The organism is Qipengyuania xiapuensis (genome assembly GCF_019711395.1).
Taxonomy (GTDB): Bacteria; Pseudomonadota; Alphaproteobacteria; order Sphingomonadales; family Sphingomonadaceae; genus Qipengyuania; species Qipengyuania xiapuensis.
In genome coordinates this window covers 1,605,679-1,623,246 of the sequence record NZ_JAIGNL010000001.1, presented here as the reverse complement: position 1 = coordinate 1,623,246, position 17,568 = coordinate 1,605,679, and the positions used below count along the sequence as shown (strand labels likewise).

Genomic DNA, 17,568 nt, shown 5'->3' with positions numbered 1-17,568 from the left:
CAGATGACTTCTTCGCCGCACGGCCGCGACGCGCTGATCCAGCCGACTGCGCAACCAGGTGAGGTGCGCCAGCCCGACCAGGACTATTTCAACGCGCTTCAGACCGAGGTGAACGACAAGGGCTTCCTCGTCACCAGCACCGAAGACCTGTTCCAGTGGGCCCGCACCGGTTCGCTGTGGTGGATGACCTTCGGCCTTGCCTGCTGCGCGGTCGAAATGATCCACGTGAACATGCCGCGCTACGACATGGAGCGTTTCGGTGTCGCACCGCGTGCATCCCCGCGCCAGAGCGACGTGATGATCGTCGCCGGTACGCTGTGCAACAAGATGGCGCCTGCTCTGCGCAAGGTCTACGACCAGATGTCGGAGCCGAAATACGTCATCTCGATGGGCAGCTGCGCCAACGGCGGCGGCTACTATCACTACAGCTACAGCGTCGTTCGTGGCTGCGATCGCATCGTGCCCGTCGACATCTACGTTCCCGGGTGCCCGCCGACAGCCGAAGCGCTGCTCTACGGCGTGATGCAGCTCCAGCGTAAGATCCGCCGGTCGGGGACGATCGAGCGATGAGCGAACTGGTTCCAGCCTCCGGCCGCAAGCTCGGCGCTTTCGCACTCGGTGCGATGGCGACCGGTGCGCTGGCAGTCGGCGCAGTAGCGATCGGCCGTCTCGTGCTGGGTCGCGTGTCGGTCGGCTCGGCCCGCATCAAGCGTCTCGAGGTCGACGAACTGGTTGTTGGCAATATCACGAAGAAGGGTGAACTCGTCTGATGAGTGTGCTCCATTCCGCACCCCGCTTCACGCTGATCGACGGGCTCAAGGGCACTGTGTCCAAGGCGCTCGGCGATCACCTGGTCGAAGCTCACGAGGAGCATGGCGAACTGCTGTTCACCGTGCATCGTGCCAGCATCGAGGATGCGCTGCGCATCCTGCGCGACGACTTCGAGTACCAGCAGCTCATGGAAATCGCCGGTGTCGACTATCCGTCGCGCGCCGAACGGTTCGAAGTCGTCTACATGCTGCTTTCGGTCACCAAGAACAGCCGCATCATGGTCAAGTGCACGGCGTCCGAAGACACGCCCGTGCCGACCGTCACCACGCTGTGGCCCAATGCCGGATGGCTCGAGCGCGAAGTGTTCGACATGTACGGCGTGCTGTTCGACGGTAACACCGACCTGCGCCGTATCCTGACTGACTACGGTTTCGAAGGGCATCCCTTCCGCAAGGATTTCCCGCTCACCGGCTATGTCGAGCTGCGCTATTCGGAAGACCAGAAGCGCGTCGTCTACGAGCCGGTCAAGCTTGCGCAGGACTTGCGCCAGTTCGATTTCATGAGCCCCTGGGAAGGTGCCGACTACGTGCTTCCGGGCGACGAGAAGGCGGACATGCCGCTGATCGACGATCCCAAGGTCACCGAAAGCCCCAAGCAGACCGGTGCCGGTGCCAAGGCAGACGAAAAGGCCGCCGAAAAGGTGAGCGACGCTGCTCCTGCCGAGAAGGATTCCGACGCGGAAGCGCCTGCTCCCGAGCCGACCGAAGACCAGCCTGCACGCGCCAAGCGCAAGGGCAAGACCACCGACACGGCCGAGGCCACCGAGCCGAAGAAGGGTGACGCGGAATGATGCGTCTCGCCATTCTCTCCCTCTCGGCTCTGGCCCTTGCAGCCTGCTCCAGCGAGCCGGCACCGCAGGAAAGTGCGGACGAGTTTGCCGATCGTATCGGCAGCGGCGCTCCCGGTGCCTCGGCGACGCTCGATCCGTCGCAGCCCGATCCGAACGCTCCCAATTTCGCGACCGACACTCCCCCGGTCGGCGTCGATCTCACGCAGCTGCAGCGTCTCGGCGATGTCGGCGGCGTCAATCTCGGGCCGCGTCAAGGTGGCTGCACCTTCATGGTGGACGAGCAGGAACTGATCATCGCGGTCGGCATGAACGAGCCCACCCTCCCGGGCAAAGCCGTCGTGCGCGTCGGCAATCAGCTGGTCATGGCTGATGCGGGCCCCGGCGGCCTCGCTGCAATCAAGGGTGGCACGACATTCACCGGCGAAGGGTTCACCGTCCAGGTAGCGCCTGCTGCAGGTGAGGCTCAGAGCCGCCCCGCGCGCGTCGCGGTCAGCGATGCCACGGGCAACCAGCAAAACTACTCCGGCAATTGGATCTGCGCATGAGCAACGGGCTTCAACTCGAAGAGTCGCCCACCACCGGCGACGAGACGATCACCAATTACACGATCAACTTCGGGCCCCAGCACCCGGCAGCACACGGCGTGCTGCGCATGGTCATGGAGCTCGACGGCGAGATCATCGAGCGTATCGATCCGCACGTCGGCCTGCTGCATCGCGGCACCGAAAAGCTGATCGAGCACAAGACCTACCTGCAGGCGCTGCCGTATTTCGACCGCCTCGACTACTGCTCGCCGCTGGCGCAGGAATACAGCTACGTCCTCGCGATCGAGAAGCTGCTGAACGTCGAAGTGCCCGAGCGTGGCCAGTACCTGCGCGTGCTGTTCGCCGAGCTGACCCGCATCTGCAACCACATGCTCAACATCGGCGCGCACGTCATGGACGTCGGTGCGATGACCCCGAACCTGTGGGTGTTCGAACTGCGCGAAGACTGCATGAACTTCTTCGAGCGCATGTCCGGCGCGCGCATGCACCACGCGTGGCTGCGTCCGGGCGGCGTCCACCAGGACGTGCCCGAGAAGCTGCTGGTCGACATCGGCGAGTGGATCGACACGCGCCTGCCCGAGCTGTTCGGCGATGCGATGAGCCTCGTGCTCGACAACCGCATCTTCAAGCAGCGCAATGTCGATATCGCGGTCGTCTCGAAGGACGATGCGCTGGCATGGGGCTTTTCGGGCCCGATGATCCGCGCGGCCGGCATCCCGTGGGACCTGCGCAAGTCGCAGCCCTATGACGTTTACGAGCGCATGGAATTCGACATTCCCGTCGGTACCAATTCGGACTGCTACGACCGCTTCGTGGTGCGCGTGAAGGAAGTTTACGAAAGCGCCAAGATCATCAAGCAGTGCCTTCGAGACATGCCTTCGGGTCCTGTCTCGAGCACCGACCGCAAGGTCTATCCGCCCAAGCGCGGCGAGATGAAGCAGTCGATGGAAGCGCTGATCCACCACTTCAAGCTCTATACCGAGGGCTTCCACGTGCCCGCGGGCGAGGTCTATGTCGCCACCGAAAGCCCCAAGGGCGAATTCGGCGTCTATCTCGTCAGCGACGGCTCCAACAAACCCTACCGCTGCAAGATCCGCCCGACGGCCTTCAGCCACCTCCAGGCAATGGACATGATGAGCAAGGGACACATGCTGCCCGACGCAACCGCCATTCTCGGCGCAATCGACGTCGTCTTCGGGGAGTGCGACCGCTAATGGCCGACCGTAATCCCGCACCCGATACCCCCGAGCTGCGCGAGCGCTGGGGCGGCTTCGAGTTCAACGAAGCCTACCGCGCGAAGGCGGACAAGGCGATCGCACGCTATCCCGAAGGGCGCCAGCGCTCGGCGGTGATGCCGCTGCTCGACCTTGCCCAGCGCCAGGTCGGTGAGGAAACCGATACGCAGGGCTGGCTGCCGCTTCCGGTGATCGAATATGTCGCCGATTATCTCGACATGCCGGTCATCCGCGTGCTCGAGGTCGCCAGCTTCTACTTCATGTACAACATGAAGCCGGTGGGTAAGTACCACGTGCAGGTCTGCGGCACGACGCCGTGCATGCTTCGCGGTTCGGACGGCCTGTTCGAGACCTGCAAGAAGCGCGGCATGAAGAAGGGCGAAGTCTCCGAAGACGGCCTTTGGACGCTTACCGAAGTCGAGTGCATGGGCAACTGCGCCACCGCGCCGATGGTCCAGATCAACGACGACAATTACGAGGACCTCACGCCCGAGCGTCTCGACACCATTCTCGATGCGCTGGCGAAGGGCGAGCAGCCCAAGGCCGGCACCCAGGAGCCGGGCCGTCACACCAGCGAACCGGCCAATGCGCTGAGTTCGCTCGAGAAAATGACCGAAGAAAACCACGATTACCGGGGTGAATGGTCATGAGCTACGACTGGCTCACCATCGTCCTCGCGCTGATCGCGGTCGTGATCGCATGGAAGGTCTTCAAGGGCATCGTGAAGACGATCGCCCTGGTCGTGATCCTCATCGCGGCTGCTATTTTCGTATTCGGAGGGGTTCTCTGATGCTCGCCGACAAGGATCGCATTTTCACCAACCTTTACGGCTTCCAGGACTGGGGCCTGAAGGCAGCGCAGCAGCGCGGCGACTGGGACGACACCAAGTCGCTGATCGCGCGCGGTCACGATAACATCATCGAAGAAGTGAAAGCCTCGGGCCTTCGCGGGCGTGGTGGTGCGGGCTTCCCGACCGGCCTCAAGTGGTCGTTCATGCCCAAGGAAAGCAAGGACGGTCGTCCGAGCTTCCTCGTCATCAACGCCGACGAATCCGAGCCTGGCTCCTGCAAGGACCGCGAAATCATCCGCCACGATCCGCACAAGCTGATCGAAGGCGCGCTGGTTGCCGGTTACGCCATGCGGGCAAGGGCGGCCTACATCTACATTCGCGGCGAATACATCCGCGAGGCGCAGACGCTCCAGGCTGCCATCGACGAGGCTTACGACGCCGGCCTGATCGGCAAGAACGCCTCGAAATCGGGTTACGACTTCGACGTATTCCTGCACCGCGGTGCGGGCGCTTACATCTGCGGTGAAGAAACCGCGATGATCGAAAGCCTCGAGGGCAAGAAGGGCCAGCCGCGCCTTAAGCCGCCGTTCCCGGCAGGTGCAGGCCTCTACGGCTGCCCGACCACGGTCAACAACGTGGAATCGATCGCTGTTGTCCCGACCATCCTGCGCCGCGGCGCGAGCTGGTTCGCAAGCTTCGGCCGCGAGAACAACAAGGGCACCAAGCTCTTCCAGATCAGCGGCCATGTGAACAAGCCCTGCGTGGTCGAGGAAGCGCTCTCGATCCCGTTCAGCGAGCTGATCGAAAAGCACTGCGGCGGCATCATCGGCGGCAAGGACAACCTCCTCGCCGTGATCCCGGGCGGTTCGTCGGTCCCGCTGGTTCCGGCAGAGCAGATCTGGGACGCGCCGATGGATTTCGACGGTCTCAAGGACCTTGGTTCGGGCCTTGGCACGGCCGGTGTCATCGTGATGGACAAGTCGACCGACATCGTCCGCGCTATTTCCCGCCTGAGCTACTTCTACAAGCACGAGAGCTGCGGCCAATGCACTCCCTGCCGCGAAGGCACGGGCTGGATGTGGCGCATGATGGAGCGCCTGCGCACCGGCGATGCCGCGATCGAGGAAATCGACATGCTGCAGCAGGTCACCAAGCAGGTCGAGGGCCACACCATCTGCGCGCTCGGCGATGCGGCTGCTTGGCCGATCCAGGGCCTTATCCGCCACTTCCGTCCCGAGCTCGAACGCCGGATCGAAGAGCATAACGCCAAGTTCGCCGAGGCTGCCGAATGAAGCGCTTGATCGCTTCCATTGCCCTTGCGGCTGTTGCTGCGACTTCTGCGCATGCACAGACCCGCTCGCGCGAGAACGAGACCGATGTCTCGAAGCAGCGGGCGGCGGTGGAAGCGTGGACTGCGTGTATCGCGGACGAGCGCGGCGAGGAAGTTCGCGAAATGCTGTCGCTGGACTTCCGTTCGAGCGACTACCGCACGCTCATGGGCAAGCTTTCGAAGGCACGCGTGTCTTCCGAATGCTTCAACGCGATGCCGCGTGCCTATCGCAAGATCGAGCTGGGCGGCCTGCCGTTCGCTGGTGGTCTGGCAGAGCGTATCATCGAACAGGACGACGAGCCGCTGCTGCAGCGCCTTTCGATGGCGGCACTGGCAGGCGAAGTTCCCACCTATTCCCGTACCGATGCCATTGCCCAGTGCATGGCGCGAGGTGCACCGCATCTGGTCGCAATCCTCTTCGACACCGAGATCAACTCGGGCGAGGAACTCCAAGCTCTGGCAGATTTGCAGCCGGTTTCGGCCGCATGCACGCGCGGCGCTGCTCTTGAAGCATCGCCGTTCGGTATGCGCTCGATGCTGGCCACTGCCAGTTACAGGCTGCTCGTGGCAGCGAACGAGGGGGAGACGGAAACATGATGAGGGTCGCAGCCCTGATATTCGGCTCGATGGCACTGGCGGCGCCGATGGCGACGCCGGCATCGGCACAGTCGCAGGAGCGCTACGAGCGCGGTGACGAGCAGAAGATCGGTACGCGCTTCAAGCGCAAGGCGGAATCGCCGAACGTTACCGATACGCGTCTCATGCAGAAGTCGGTCGCGCGCTGCGTGGTGTACCGCAACAAGGACCTTTCGCGCGAGCTGCTCGCCAACAGCGACACCATGCGGATCGACTTCTACAAGGTCGAAGATCTCGATGCCGATGGCATGTTCAAGGAACTCGACGTGGCCGATTGCCTGGGTCGCGCGGCAAAGTTCCGTACCCTGTCGATCAGGATGACCATGCCGCTGCGCACCCTGCGCAACCTGATGGCGGAAGAGGTCTACCTGATGGACCAGGACGATCCGCTGGCGCTGCCGGCCGATGCGCCCGAATATCTCGAGAACCGGTATTATGCGACCGGTCGCCACCCGGGTGCAGTGTCCACGGCGAAGCTTTCGGATTGCATTGTCAGGCATGGCACGGCGAGTTCGGACGCGCTGCTCCGCAGCCGGCCCGGTTCAGACGACGAAAATGAAGCGATCGATGCGCTTTCCCCCGCGCTTGTGAAGTGTGCGGGCGAAGACATCGCCGACGCAGAAATCTCTACCTCCATGGTGCGCACGGTCGTCGCAGACGGCCTGTGGGCGCGCATGCATTACGGCCCGACCGCGCCGGTCGCCGCCGTTGAAGAAGAAACGAAGGACGACGATGCCTAAGGTCACAGTAGACGGCCAGGAACTCGAGGTACCTGAGGGCGCAACCGTCCTTCAGGCCTGCGAGCTTGCGGGTAAGGAAATCCCGCGCTTCTGCTATCACGAGCGGCTGTCGATCGCCGGCAACTGCCGCATGTGTCTTGTCGAAGTGAAGCCTGGACCGCCGAAGCCGCAGGCCAGCTGTGCCCTGCCGGCTACCGAAGGTCAGGAAATCCGCACCGACAGCGAAATGGTGAAGACCGCGCGCGAAGGCGTGATGGAATTCCTCCTGATCAACCACCCGCTCGATTGCCCGATCTGTGACCAGGGCGGCGAGTGCGACCTGCAGGACCAGTCGGTCGCATATGGTCGCGGCGCGACGCGCTACGACGAAAACAAGCGCGCCGTGACCGAGAAGTACATGGGCCCGCTGATCAAGACGGTCATGACCCGCTGCATCCACTGCACGCGCTGTGTGCGCTTCAGCGAGGAAATCGCCGGCGTGGACGAAATCGGCGCGGTGGGCCGTGGCGAAGACATGCAGATCACGACCTATCTGGAACAGGCAGCCGAACACGAGCTGTCGGCCAACGTGATCGACCTGTGTCCGGTCGGTGCGCTCACGTCGCGCCCCTACGCTTTCGAAGCGCGTCCCTGGGAACTCAAGAAGACGCTCAGCATCGACGTGTCTGACGCGGTCGGCGCGAACATCCGCCTCGACAGCCGCGGCCGCGAAGTCATGCGTGCGCTTCCGCGCGTCAACGATGCGGTCAACGAGGAATGGCTGTCGGACAAGGGCCGCTACATGGTGGACGGCCTGTCCAAGCGCCGCCTCGACAAGGTCTTCATGCGCAAGCGGGGCAAGCTCCAGCAGGCAAGCTGGGACGATGCCTTCAAGGCTATCGCGAAGCAGCTCAAGTCCGACAAGTCGAGCATTGCCGCCGTCGCCGGTGACATGGTCGATTGCGAGACGATGTTCGCCGCCAAGTCCTTGCTGAAGGCCTGCGGTTCGACCCTGATCGAGGGACGCCAGACCGGCATGGACTACGACGTCTCGAACCTCGCTGCCGTCAACTTCAATTCGACCTTCGAAGGTCTCGAGCACGCCAAGGCGATTTTGATCGTCGGCAGCCACATCCGCTGGGAAGCACCGCTCGTGAACGTGCGTATTCGCAAGGCGGTGAAGCGCGGCGCGAAGGTCTTCGTGGTCGGTCCCAAGTGGGATACCACCTATCCGGCTGAATTCCTTGGTGAAGATCTGGGCGTTCTCAACGACCTGCCGGGCGAAATCGCCGATGCCTTCAAGGACGCAGATCGCGGTGCGGTCATCGTCGGCGGCGGCGCGCTCAAGGGTGCCCATGCCAAGGCGCTCGCGCTGGCAAGCGATTGGGGCGCAGACTTCAACGTGCTGCACTTCTCTGCTGCCCGCATGGGCGGCCTGATGCTCGGTTTCGCCCAGAAGGGCGGCATGGCGGATATCGCCAAGGCGAGCCCCAAGGTCGTCCTCAGCCTCGGCGCGGACGAAATGAACTTCGAACCCTTCGCCGACGCGCTGAAGGTCTACATCGGCCATCACGGCGATCGCGGTGCGCATGCTGCGGATATCATCCTGCCGGCAGCCAGCTATGCCGAGAAGGACGGAACCTACGTCAATACCGAGGGCCGCGTGCAGTTTGCAGAGAAGGCCGTTTTCGCACCGGGCGACGCCCGCGAGGACTGGACCATCCTTCGTGCGCTTGCCGATGCGCTGAAGGTCGAAGTCGGTTTCGACAGCTTCGCGCAGCTTCAGGCTGCGATGATCGCCGAAGTGCCAGCACTGGGCGAAGAGGGGCTGGCTGACTATGGCGCGCTGCCGAAAGCCGATGCCAATGCGAAGGCCGAAGGCACGATGAGCGCCTATCCGATCAAGGATTTCTACCTGACCAATCCGATCGCCCGCGCGAGCGAGGTGATGCAGCGTTGCTCGAGCGAACTGCTCCACGGCGGCGAGCTGGCGGAGGCCGCAGAATGACCGAATTCTTCCAATCCCTCGGCATGAGCTACGAATGGGCCTGGGGCCTGGCGACGCTCGCCGGTATCCTGCTCATTGCACTGCCGCTCATGCTTGCAGTGGCAATGATCATCTATGTCGACCGCAAGGTCTGGGCAGCGATCAACCTGCGCCGCGGCCCCAACGTGGTCGGTCCTTTCGGCCTGCTGCAGTCGTTCGCGGACGGCCTGAAGGTCTTCCTGCAGGAAACGATCATCCCGAGCGCTGCCAACAAGGGCATCTTCATTCTCGCGCCGATCGTGACGTTCACCGTCGCACTGGCTGCCTGGGCGGTGATTCCTTTCGACGCAGGTATGGTTCTGGCAGACATCAATGTCGGCCTGCTCTACATCCTCGCGATCAGTTCGTTGTCGGTTTACGGCGTCATCATGGCGGGCTGGGCTTCGAACTCGAAGTATCCGTTCTTCTCGGCCATGCGCGCATCGGCGCAGATGATCAGCTACGAAGTCTCCATCGGCTTCATCCTGGTCTGCGTGGTGCTTTACGCGGGCACCTTCAACCTGAGCGAAATCGTGATGGCCCAGGAAGGCCATGGCTTCGGCATCGTCAACGGCTACGTCTTCAACCTGCTGCTCTTCCCGATGTGGGTGATGTTCTTCATCTCCTGCCTCGCAGAGACGCAGCGCGTGCCGTTCGACCTCACCGAGGCGGAGAGCGAGCTTGTTGCCGGCTACCAGACCGAGTACAGCTCGATGAGCTTCGCGCTCTTCTGGCTGGGTGAATACGCCAACATCCTGCTGATGTGCATGCTCAACGCCATCCTGTTTTTCGGGGGCTGGCTGCCGCCGCTGAACATCGACCTGATCCCCTGGTTCGACATCCCGGGCATCGTCTGGCTGCTGCTGAAGACCTTCTTCTTCTTCTTCATGTTCAGCTGGGTCATGGCGACCGTACCGCGCTACCGCTACGACCAGCTGATGCGCCTGGGCTGGAAGGTCTTCCTTCCGATCAGTCTGCTCTTCGTTGTCCTCATTTCCGGTTACCTCATGGCGACGGGGCATTACGGATGATCGGCGCAGCACTAATTCTGGCTTCGGTTCTCACTGGCTCGGCGGCGGCCGAATACGACTGTGTCGCCGAAAAGCAGATCCTCTTGATGAGCGATGATGGCAAATGGTCCTACAACGCGAGCGATGTCGCGCGCGACCAACGCGATGTCTTCAAGTGGAAGTTCATCGTCGGGCCAGGTGATGAAGAGGGTTCGTTGAAGGTTTCGCACGATCCCGGGATCATGGATGCTGTAGGCGTTGGTGGTGAGTATGATGCAACTCCGCTGGCGCCTGGACAGTTTGCGTTTTCGACCAGCAAAGAAGGCAATTGCCTTTTCACTGAGCTTGGCTGCGGAGCGATGGTCGAGATTTCCGATATCAATGCCAAGAAGGCGAGTTTCTCACTGGTCCCCATGGGGTCGGTGAAACAGCAGGACGACACCCGCGAGATATTCCAGATGGTGATGCTAGGCACATGCAAGAAGGCCGAGGTGAAGCAATGAGCGCGGTCACCCACTTCATCAAATCGTTCACCCTCTGGGAGTTCGTGAAGGCGCACGCCCTCACGCTGAAGTACTTCTTCAAGCCCAAGGTGACGATCAACTATCCGTTCGAAAAGAACCCGCTCAGCCCGCGCTTCCGCGGCGAGCATGCGCTGCGCCGTTATCCCAACGGTGAAGAACGCTGCATCGCCTGCAAGCTGTGCGAGGCCGTCTGCCCGGCGCAGGCGATCACGATCGAGAGCGAGCCGCGCGAGGACGGCAGCCGCCGCACCACGCGCTACGACATCGACATGACCAAGTGCATCTACTGCGGCTTCTGCCAGGAAGCATGCCCGGTCGATGCCATCGTCGAGGGTCCGAACTTCGAATATGCAACCGAAACCCGCGAAGAGCTGCTTTACGACAAGGCCAAGCTGCTCGCGAATGGTGACAAGTGGGAGCGGGCAATCGCCGCGAACCTTGAAGCCGACGCACCCTATCGCTAACCGCGCCGCAACCGAAACCGGGGCATTATGATCCAGACTTTCGCCTTCTATCTCTTCGCGGTGCTCATGATTGCATCGGCCGTGATGGTAATCACGGCGCGCAATCCCGTGCACTCGGTGCTGTGGCTCATCCTCGCGTTCTTCAACGCGGCAGGCCTCATGGTGCTCGTCGGTGCCGAGTTCATCGCGATGCTGCTGGTCATCGTTTACGTCGGCGCAGTCGCCGTGCTGTTCCTCTTCGTGGTGATGATGCTCGACATCGATGTCGCCGCAATGCGCGCCGGCTTCATGAAGAACTTCCCGCTGGGTATCGCGATCGCGCTCATCCTGCTTGCCGAGCTGGTCCTCGGCATCGGCGCCTACCAGGCCGGGGCAATCGACCTCGGTACGGCGGCGGCGAGCGATGCTCCTGCCATGGTCGAGAGCAACACCGCCGCCATCGGCGCGTTGCTATATTCGAAGTACATCTTCCTGTTCGAAATCGCGGGCATCATCCTGCTGGTCGCCATGATCGGTGCGATCGTCCTGACGCACCGTCCTTCCAAGTCGAAGCGCGGGCAGCAGGACATTGGCAAGCAGGTCCGCCGCAATCCCGACGAGGCTACCGTCATGAAACAGCCCGAAGTGGGCAAGGGGGTCGAGCTGTGATCGGCATCGAACACTATGTCGTCGTGAGCACGCTGCTGTTCGTGCTCGGCGTTCTCGGCATCTTCCTGAACCGGAAGAACATCATCATCATCCTGATGGCCATCGAGCTCATCCTGCTCGCGGTGAACATCAACATGGTCGCGTTCAGCGCCTTCCTCGGCGACCTGGTCGGCCAGGTCTTCGCGATGTTCATCCTGACCGTTGCTGCGGCTGAGGCAGCCATCGGTCTCGCCATCCTCATGATCTACTTCCGTGGCCGCGGCACCATCGCGGTCGACGATGCGAACCAGATGAAGGGATAGGCACCAGTGCAAGCCCAGATCCTCGCCATCGTCTTCCTGCCGCTGCTTGCCAGCATCGTTGCAGGTCTCGTCAACAAGAGCGCACCGAGCGTCTTCGCCAAGTCGATCACGACCGGCGCGCTGTTCGTCAGCGCGCTGCTGAGCTGGCCGATCTTCCTCGGCTTCGTGACCGGCAGCGCCGAAGCGACCGTCGTTCCGGTCCTCACCTGGGTGCAGTCGGGCGATCTCGCCTTCGACTGGGCACTGCGTGTCGATACGCTCACTGCAGTCATGCTGGTGGTGATCAACACCGTCTCGGCGCTCGTCCACCTCTACAGCTGGGGCTATATGGAGGAAGACCCGGACCAGCCGCGGTTCTTCGCCTACCTCTCGCTCTTCACCTTCGCCATGCTCATGCTGGTGACCGCCGACAACCTCGTGCAGATGTTCTTCGGTTGGGAAGGCGTGGGTCTCGCCAGCTACCTGCTGATCGGTTTCTGGTTCAAGAAGCCCAGCGCGAACGCCGCCGCGATCAAGGCCTTCGTCGTCAACCGCGTAGGCGATCTCGGCTTCATGCTCGGTATCTTCGGCACCTTCCTGGTTTTCGGCACGGTATCGATCCCCGAGATCCTCGAAGCAGCCCCGGGCATGAGCGGTGCGACAATCGGCTTCCTCGGCATGCGCGTGCACACGATGGATATCCTGTGCATCCTCCTGTTCATCGGCGCGATGGGTAAGTCGGCACAGCTCGGCCTGCACACCTGGCTGCCGGACGCGATGGAAGGCCCGACGCCGGTTTCGGCGCTGATCCATGCCGCGACCATGGTGACCGCGGGCGTGTTCATGGTGGTTCGCCTGTCGCCGATGTTCGAGACGGCACCCGTCGCGCTCGGCCTCGTGACCTTCATCGGTGCGGCCACCTGTATCTTTGCCGCTACCGTCGGCACGACGCAGTGGGACATCAAGCGCGTCATCGCCTATTCGACCTGTTCGCAGCTGGGCTACATGTTCTTCGCAGCAGGTGTGGGTGCTTATGGCGCAGCCATGTTCCACCTGTTTACGCACGCCTTCTTCAAGGCGCTTCTGTTCCTGGGTGCAGGCTCGGTCATCCACGCGATGCACCACGAGCAGGACATGCGCTATTACGGCGGTCTGCGTAAGGAAATCCCGCTCACCTTCTGGGCGATGATGGCCGGTACCCTGGCGATCACCGGTGTCGGTATCTATCACCTCGGTGCAGGCTTTGCCGGCTTCTGGTCGAAGGATGCGATCCTCGAAGTGGCCTATGGCCGCGGTACCGAGCTCGGCAACTTCGCCTTCTGGATGGGTACGCTCGCCGCCTTGCTGACCAGCTTCTACAGCTGGCGCCTGATGTTCCTCACCTTCTGGGGCAAGCCGCGCTGGATCCAGAGCGAGCACATCCAGCACTCGGTTCACAAGACACCGGAAGAGGCCGGCGAAGACACGACGGGTGGTTATCACCCGCACGAAAGCCCGCTTTCCATGCTGATTCCGCTCGGGGTGCTGTCGATCGGTGCCGTGCTGGCAGGCCAGCTGTTCGCGCCGACCTTCCTCGACAGCGAAGCATTTTGGAACGGTTCGATCTTCTACAACGAAGACCTGATCCACCGTATGCATGCAGTGCCCTACTGGGTGAAGTATGCTGCCTTCGTGGTCATGCTGATCGGCCTGTTCGTGGCGTGGCTGGCCTACATCAAGGACACCACGATCCCCGGAAAGGCAGCCGAGCAGCTCGGACCGATCTACCGCTTCTTCTACAACAAGTGGTATTTCGACGAGCTCTACCACTACCTCTTCGTCGTCCCTGCCTTCTGGCTGGGCCGCCAGTTCTGGAAACTCGGCGACATTGGCACCATCGACCGCTTCGGTCCGAACGGGGTTGCCTGGGTCGTCGAGAAGGGCGCCGTCGGTGCCAAGAAGTTCCAGACCGGATATCTCTATAGCTATGCGCTGGTGATGCTCCTCGGGCTCGTCGCCGCTGTCACCTGGGTGCTCTTCTGATGGAATTCCCCATCCTCTCGCTCATGCTCGCCGTGCCGCTGATCGCGGCCATCGCCTGCCTGTTCCTCGACGCGCCTGCCGCGCGCATGACCGCGCTGTTCGCAACGCTGATCGACCTCGCGCTCGGCGTGATGCTGTGGATCAATTACGACATCGGCGGCGCCCAGTGGCAGTTCCAGGAGAACCTGCAGCTCTTCGCCGGGTTCGAATACGCTCTCGGCATCGACGGCATTGCGCTGATGCTGATCATGCTCAGCGTCTTCCTGATGCCGATCTGCATCCTCGCCAGCTGGGATTCGATCAGCAAGCGCGTCGGCGAATACATGAGCGCCTTCCTGCTCATGGAAGTGCTGATGATCGGCGTTTTCGCCGCACAGGACCTGTTCCTGTTCTACATTTTCTTCGAGGCCGGCCTGATCCCGATGTACCTGATCATCGGTGTGTGGGGCGGCGATAACCGCATCTACGCTTCGTATAAGTTCTTCCTCTACACGCTGCTCGGCTCGGTCCTGATGCTGATCGCGATGCTGTGGATGGTGAACGAGGCGGGCACGTCGAGCATCCCGGTGCTGATGCAGTACGACTTCCCGGTCGGCGCGCAGTTCTGGCTGTGGCTCGCATTCTTCGCCAGCTTCGCAGTGAAGATGCCCATGTGGCCGGTTCACACCTGGCTGCCCGACGCCCACGTCCAGGCACCGACTGCCGGTTCGGTTATCCTCGCCGGCGTCCTGCTGAAACTCGGTGGCTATGGCTTCATCCGCTTCAGCCTGCCCATGTTCCCCGACGCGAGTGCCGATCTGGCCTGGCTGGTCTTCGGCCTGTCGATGGTAGCGGTGATCTACACATCGCTCGTCGCGCTGGTGCAGGAAGACATGAAGAAGCTGATCGCTTATTCCTCGGTTGCCCACATGGCGATCGTGACCGTCGGCCTGTTCGCCTTCAATGTGCAGGGGCTCGAAGGCGCGATGATGGTCATGCTCGGCCACGGGCTCGTCTCGGGCGCTCTCTTCCTGTGCGTCGGCGTTATCTACGACCGCCTGCACACCCGCGAGATCGCGCGCTACGGCGGCCTGTCGATCAACATGCCGAAGTACGCACTGTTCTTCCTGCTGTTCACCATGGCCTCGATCGGCCTGCCGGGGACCAGCAACTTCGTCGGCGAATTCCTGGCTCTGGCCGGTATCTACGAGGTCTCGACCTTCGTGACGCTGGTCTGCACGACGGGTATCATCCTCGGTGCCGCCTACATGCTGTACCTTTATCGCCGCGTGGCATTTGGCGAGCAGAAGAACGCCGATGCCGCAGCCATGCCCGACCTCAATGCCCGTGAATGGGCCATGCTCGCCCCGATCGCGGCCGCAGTGCTGTGGATGGGCGTCTATCCGGAAAGCTTCCTTGCACCCATGCGCCAAGACATTGCTTCGCTCGAAGCCCGCCTTGCCAGCGTTGCCCCGCATTACGACAGCGAACTCGCCGTAGGCACGCCGCGTGAAACGGCCGCCAATTACGTCGAGTACGATGGCGACAAGGAAGGAGCGCACTGATGGACTACGCAGCTTCGCTTCACCTGACCGCCGCCGAGATCGGCCTTTCGGTCGTCGCGCTTGTCCTCCTGCTCGTGACGGCATGGACCGGCGCCAAGGCCGTGCGCGGCGTCACCATCGCCGCTGTCGCTGCACTGTTCGGCGCGCTGATCTTCTCGGTGTCGCTGCCCAATGGCGGCGTCCCGGCAGAAGCATTCGGAGGCCTTCTCCGGGTCGATGGCTTCGCGCTCTTCGCAAAGACGCTGATCTATCTTGCGACCATTGCCTGCCTGATCGTTGCGCCCCGCTATTTCGAGGGACGGGGTGGCTACCGCGGTGAATATGCAGTGCTGCTGCTGTTCAATGCGGTGGGCATGGGCATCATGGTTTCCGCCGTCGACCTGATGGCGCTCTATGTCGGTCTCGAGCTTTCGAGCCTCTCGAGCTACGTGCTCGCCAGCTTCGCGCGCAAGGACGAGAAGTCCAGCGAAGCAGGCCTCAAGTACTTCATTCTCGGCGGCCTCGCCTCGGGCATCATTCTTTACGGTGTGAGCCTCGTCTACGGCTTCTCCGGCACCACCAGCTACGACGGCATCCGCGCGGCATTCACTGCCGATTTCGCGACCGGCGCGATGTTCGGCGTCGTGTTCGTGCTGGCGGGTATGGCCTTCAAGATCGCCGCCGTTCCGTTCCACATGTGGACGCCCGACGTCTATGAAGGCGCGCCGACGCCGGTCACCGCATTCTTCGCCAGTGCGCCCAAGGTAGCCGCTGTCGCGATGATGGTGCGCATGGTGACCTCGCCCTTCGGTGGCCAGGTCGAAGCATGGCAGCAGATCGTGATCTTCGCGGCGCTCGCGTCGATCGTAGTGGGTGCTCTCGGCGCGATCGGCCAACAGAACCTCAAGCGACTGCTCGCATACTCGTCGATCAACAATGTCGGCTTCATCCTGATCGGTCTTGCAGCGGCAACTGCTGCCGGCATTTCGGGTGTGCTGGTCTACCTGTTCATCTACGTCTTCATGACCATCGGCAGCTTCGTTGCCCTGCTCATGCTGCGCGATGCAGACGGCCAGCCCCTTGCGACCTTCGACGACATCAGCGGTCTTGCCACGCGCAGCCCGGCACTCGCGTGGTGCCTGCTTGCGCTCATGTTCAGCCTCGCCGGCATTCCGCCGCTGTTCGGCTTCTGGGGCAAGTTCGTCGTCTTCCAGGCCGCTGTCCAGGCAGACATGATCGCTCTGGCCGCCATCGGTATCGCTGCCAGCGTGATCGGCGCCTTCTACTACATCAAGTTCGTCAAGGTGATGTTCTTCGATGAGGCGAAAGGCGAAGCACCTGCCAAGGCGCCGGTATCGCACTGGGTCGTTCTCGGCCTGTGTGTCCTGATCGTTTCGCCCCTCGGCTACCTGCTGACGCCTTGGCTCGGCACAGCGGCGGATGCGGCAGCGCAGGCGCTGTTCCTGGGCGCTTGATCCACACGGTCCCAGAAACCGGCAGCACCAATGCGGACCTCGCCGCGCGATTGCGCGCGGGCGAAGCCCTGGGTGAGGGGTACTGGCTCGTCGCCGACCGCCAGACGGCGGGGCGGGGTAGGCAGGGCCGCACCTGGTTCGACGGTCACGGCAATTTCATGGGGTCGACTATCGTCCGGCCGCATGAACGCGATCCCGCGCCCTCGAGCCTGGCTTTGCTGGCAGGTGTGGCTCTCTACGAGGCCGTGGTTCCGCTCATCTCGACGCCGGGCAATCTGTCACTGAAATGGCCCAACGATCTCATGCTGGGCGGTGCGAAGCTTGCCGGGATCCTGCTCGAGCGGGAGGGCGATGCGATCATTGTCGGCATCGGCGTGAATCTCGCCGCGGCTCCTGACTTGCCAGATCGTCGAACGGTGGCCTTGTCGTCATACGGACCGGCTCCTGATCGCGACACCTTTGCCAGTTCGTTGGCCAGCGGCTTCGACCGTGAGCTCGAGCGCTGGCGTACCTACGGCCTCGACCCGCTGGTACGCCGCTGGGAAAGCATTGCGCATGCGCATGGCACCCCGCTCAATGTCCATCCGCCGGGTGAGGAGCCTATATCGGGCGCATTCGCTGGATTGACCGAAGCGGGCGCCTTGCGTCTTCGCTTGGCGGGAGGCGAGGAGCGTGTCATCCATGCCGGAGACGTGATGCTTGCGGAAGAGGAGGGCTGA

General features: G+C 62.5%; 20 protein-coding genes. All 20 read left to right on the top strand.

Translation table 11 applies throughout. The features are described 5' to 3' along the window. The first annotated feature begins 3 nt into the window (after positions 1–3). The 20 genes from K3163_RS08230 to K3163_RS08135 are packed head-to-tail and all read left to right on the top strand — an operon-like array spanning position 4 to position 17,568. On the top strand, positions 4–570 hold the full coding sequence (locus K3163_RS08230; protein ID WP_244922144.1) for a NuoB/complex I 20 kDa subunit family protein: 567 nt from the start codon (positions 4–6) through the stop codon (positions 568–570). After that, entirely contained in the window at positions 567–770 is a 204-nt protein-coding gene (locus K3163_RS08225) for a hypothetical protein (protein ID WP_221428364.1), read from the top strand. The genes K3163_RS08230 and K3163_RS08225 overlap by 4 nt, the downstream gene beginning before the upstream one ends. Next, positions 770–1,621 (top strand): NADH-quinone oxidoreductase subunit C, encoded by an 852-nt coding sequence (locus tag K3163_RS08220; RefSeq protein ID WP_221553771.1) that lies wholly within the window; start codon positions 770–772, stop codon positions 1,619–1,621. Before K3163_RS08225 ends, K3163_RS08220 begins: the two co-directional genes overlap by 1 nt. Further along, on the top strand, positions 1,618–2,166 hold the full coding sequence (locus K3163_RS08215) for a hypothetical protein (RefSeq protein ID WP_221553770.1): 549 nt from the start codon (positions 1,618–1,620) through the stop codon (positions 2,164–2,166). Before K3163_RS08220 ends, K3163_RS08215 begins: the two co-directional genes overlap by 4 nt. After that, a complete protein-coding gene (locus tag K3163_RS08210) occupies positions 2,163–3,380 on the top strand; it encodes an NADH-quinone oxidoreductase subunit D (RefSeq protein ID WP_221428367.1) in 1,218 nt (405 codons plus the stop codon). The genes K3163_RS08215 and K3163_RS08210 overlap by 4 nt, the downstream gene beginning before the upstream one ends. Then, positions 3,380–4,051, top strand: coding sequence for a complex I 24 kDa subunit family protein (locus tag K3163_RS08205; RefSeq protein WP_221428368.1), 672 nt, complete (start codon positions 3,380–3,382; stop codon positions 4,049–4,051). The genes K3163_RS08210 and K3163_RS08205 overlap by 1 nt, the downstream gene beginning before the upstream one ends. Continuing rightward, positions 4,048–4,191 (top strand): hypothetical protein, encoded by a 144-nt coding sequence (locus K3163_RS08200; RefSeq protein ID WP_221553769.1) that lies wholly within the window; start codon positions 4,048–4,050, stop codon positions 4,189–4,191. Before K3163_RS08205 ends, K3163_RS08200 begins: the two co-directional genes overlap by 4 nt. Next, positions 4,191–5,483 (top strand): NADH-quinone oxidoreductase subunit NuoF, encoded by a 1,293-nt coding sequence (nuoF, locus tag K3163_RS08195; RefSeq protein WP_221553768.1) that lies wholly within the window; start codon positions 4,191–4,193, stop codon positions 5,481–5,483. The genes K3163_RS08200 and nuoF overlap by 1 nt, the downstream gene beginning before the upstream one ends. Further along, positions 5,480–6,118, top strand: a complete 639-nt coding sequence (locus tag K3163_RS08190; protein WP_221553767.1) for a hypothetical protein — start codon at positions 5,480–5,482, stop codon at positions 6,116–6,118. Before nuoF ends, K3163_RS08190 begins: the two co-directional genes overlap by 4 nt. Then, a complete protein-coding gene (locus K3163_RS08185; protein ID WP_221553766.1) occupies positions 6,115–6,897 on the top strand; it encodes a hypothetical protein in 783 nt (260 codons plus the stop codon). Before K3163_RS08190 ends, K3163_RS08185 begins: the two co-directional genes overlap by 4 nt. Continuing rightward, a complete protein-coding gene (gene nuoG, locus K3163_RS08180) occupies positions 6,890–8,884 on the top strand; it encodes an NADH-quinone oxidoreductase subunit NuoG (RefSeq protein WP_221553765.1) in 1,995 nt (664 codons plus the stop codon). Before K3163_RS08185 ends, nuoG begins: the two co-directional genes overlap by 8 nt. Continuing rightward, positions 8,881–9,933 carry an NADH-quinone oxidoreductase subunit NuoH gene (gene nuoH / locus K3163_RS08175; protein ID WP_221553764.1) on the top strand — a complete coding sequence of 351 codons (1,053 nt, stop codon included), beginning with the start codon at positions 8,881–8,883 and terminating at the stop codon, positions 9,931–9,933. The genes nuoG and nuoH overlap by 4 nt, the downstream gene beginning before the upstream one ends. Next, positions 9,930–10,415, top strand: coding sequence for a hypothetical protein (locus K3163_RS08170; protein WP_221553763.1), 486 nt, complete (start codon positions 9,930–9,932; stop codon positions 10,413–10,415). The genes nuoH and K3163_RS08170 overlap by 4 nt, the downstream gene beginning before the upstream one ends. After that, the gene (nuoI, locus tag K3163_RS08165; protein ID WP_221553762.1) at positions 10,412–10,900 is read left to right on the top strand and encodes an NADH-quinone oxidoreductase subunit NuoI; all 489 of its coding nucleotides are present in this window, start codon (positions 10,412–10,414) and stop codon (positions 10,898–10,900) included. The genes K3163_RS08170 and nuoI overlap by 4 nt, the downstream gene beginning before the upstream one ends. A 27-nt stretch (positions 10,901–10,927) precedes the next feature. Beyond that, positions 10,928–11,548 (top strand): NADH-quinone oxidoreductase subunit J, encoded by a 621-nt coding sequence (locus tag K3163_RS08160; protein WP_221553761.1) that lies wholly within the window; start codon positions 10,928–10,930, stop codon positions 11,546–11,548. Continuing rightward, positions 11,545–11,850 carry an NADH-quinone oxidoreductase subunit NuoK gene (gene nuoK, locus K3163_RS08155; RefSeq protein ID WP_221428376.1) on the top strand — a complete coding sequence of 102 codons (306 nt, stop codon included), beginning with the start codon at positions 11,545–11,547 and terminating at the stop codon, positions 11,848–11,850. The genes K3163_RS08160 and nuoK overlap by 4 nt, the downstream gene beginning before the upstream one ends. Positions 11,851–11,856: 6 nt before the next feature. After that, complete coding sequence (gene nuoL, locus K3163_RS08150; RefSeq protein ID WP_221553760.1) at positions 11,857–13,851, top strand: NADH-quinone oxidoreductase subunit L; 1,995 nt, start codon at positions 11,857–11,859, stop codon at positions 13,849–13,851. Beyond that, positions 13,851–15,395, top strand: coding sequence for an NADH-quinone oxidoreductase subunit M (locus K3163_RS08145; RefSeq protein ID WP_221428378.1), 1,545 nt, complete (start codon positions 13,851–13,853; stop codon positions 15,393–15,395). Before nuoL ends, K3163_RS08145 begins: the two co-directional genes overlap by 1 nt. Further along, on the top strand, positions 15,395–16,849 hold the full coding sequence (gene nuoN, locus K3163_RS08140) for an NADH-quinone oxidoreductase subunit NuoN (protein ID WP_221553759.1): 1,455 nt from the start codon (positions 15,395–15,397) through the stop codon (positions 16,847–16,849). Before K3163_RS08145 ends, nuoN begins: the two co-directional genes overlap by 1 nt. Next, on the top strand, positions 16,846–17,568 hold the full coding sequence (locus K3163_RS08135) for a biotin--[acetyl-CoA-carboxylase] ligase (RefSeq protein WP_221553758.1): 723 nt from the start codon (positions 16,846–16,848) through the stop codon (positions 17,566–17,568). Before nuoN ends, K3163_RS08135 begins: the two co-directional genes overlap by 4 nt.

Bases quoted from the DNA above. Each gene is read 5' to 3' on its own strand.
- K3163_RS08230 (WP_244922144.1), top strand. From the start codon at position 4: ATGACTTCTTCGCCGCACGGCCGCGACGCGCTGATCCAGCCGACTGCG.
- K3163_RS08225 (WP_221428364.1), top strand. From the start codon at position 567: ATGAGCGAACTGGTTCCAGCCTCCGGCCGCAAGCTCGGCGCTTTCGCA.
- K3163_RS08220 (WP_221553771.1), top strand. From the start codon at position 770: ATGAGTGTGCTCCATTCCGCACCCCGCTTCACGCTGATCGACGGGCTC.
- K3163_RS08215 (WP_221553770.1), top strand. From the start codon at position 1,618: ATGATGCGTCTCGCCATTCTCTCCCTCTCGGCTCTGGCCCTTGCAGCC.
- K3163_RS08210 (WP_221428367.1), top strand. From the start codon at position 2,163: ATGAGCAACGGGCTTCAACTCGAAGAGTCGCCCACCACCGGCGACGAG.
- K3163_RS08205 (WP_221428368.1), top strand. From the start codon at position 3,380: ATGGCCGACCGTAATCCCGCACCCGATACCCCCGAGCTGCGCGAGCGC.
- K3163_RS08200 (WP_221553769.1), top strand. From the start codon at position 4,048: ATGAGCTACGACTGGCTCACCATCGTCCTCGCGCTGATCGCGGTCGTG.
- nuoF (WP_221553768.1), top strand. From the start codon at position 4,191: ATGCTCGCCGACAAGGATCGCATTTTCACCAACCTTTACGGCTTCCAG.
- K3163_RS08190 (WP_221553767.1), top strand. From the start codon at position 5,480: ATGAAGCGCTTGATCGCTTCCATTGCCCTTGCGGCTGTTGCTGCGACT.
- K3163_RS08185 (WP_221553766.1), top strand. From the start codon at position 6,115: ATGATGAGGGTCGCAGCCCTGATATTCGGCTCGATGGCACTGGCGGCG.
- nuoG (WP_221553765.1), top strand. From the start codon at position 6,890: ATGCCTAAGGTCACAGTAGACGGCCAGGAACTCGAGGTACCTGAGGGC.
- nuoH (WP_221553764.1), top strand. From the start codon at position 8,881: ATGACCGAATTCTTCCAATCCCTCGGCATGAGCTACGAATGGGCCTGG.
- K3163_RS08170 (WP_221553763.1), top strand. From the start codon at position 9,930: ATGATCGGCGCAGCACTAATTCTGGCTTCGGTTCTCACTGGCTCGGCG.
- nuoI (WP_221553762.1), top strand. From the start codon at position 10,412: ATGAGCGCGGTCACCCACTTCATCAAATCGTTCACCCTCTGGGAGTTC.
- K3163_RS08160 (WP_221553761.1), top strand. From the start codon at position 10,928: ATGATCCAGACTTTCGCCTTCTATCTCTTCGCGGTGCTCATGATTGCA.
- K3163_RS08145 (WP_221428378.1), top strand. From the start codon at position 13,851: ATGGAATTCCCCATCCTCTCGCTCATGCTCGCCGTGCCGCTGATCGCG.
- nuoN (WP_221553759.1), top strand. From the start codon at position 15,395: ATGGACTACGCAGCTTCGCTTCACCTGACCGCCGCCGAGATCGGCCTT.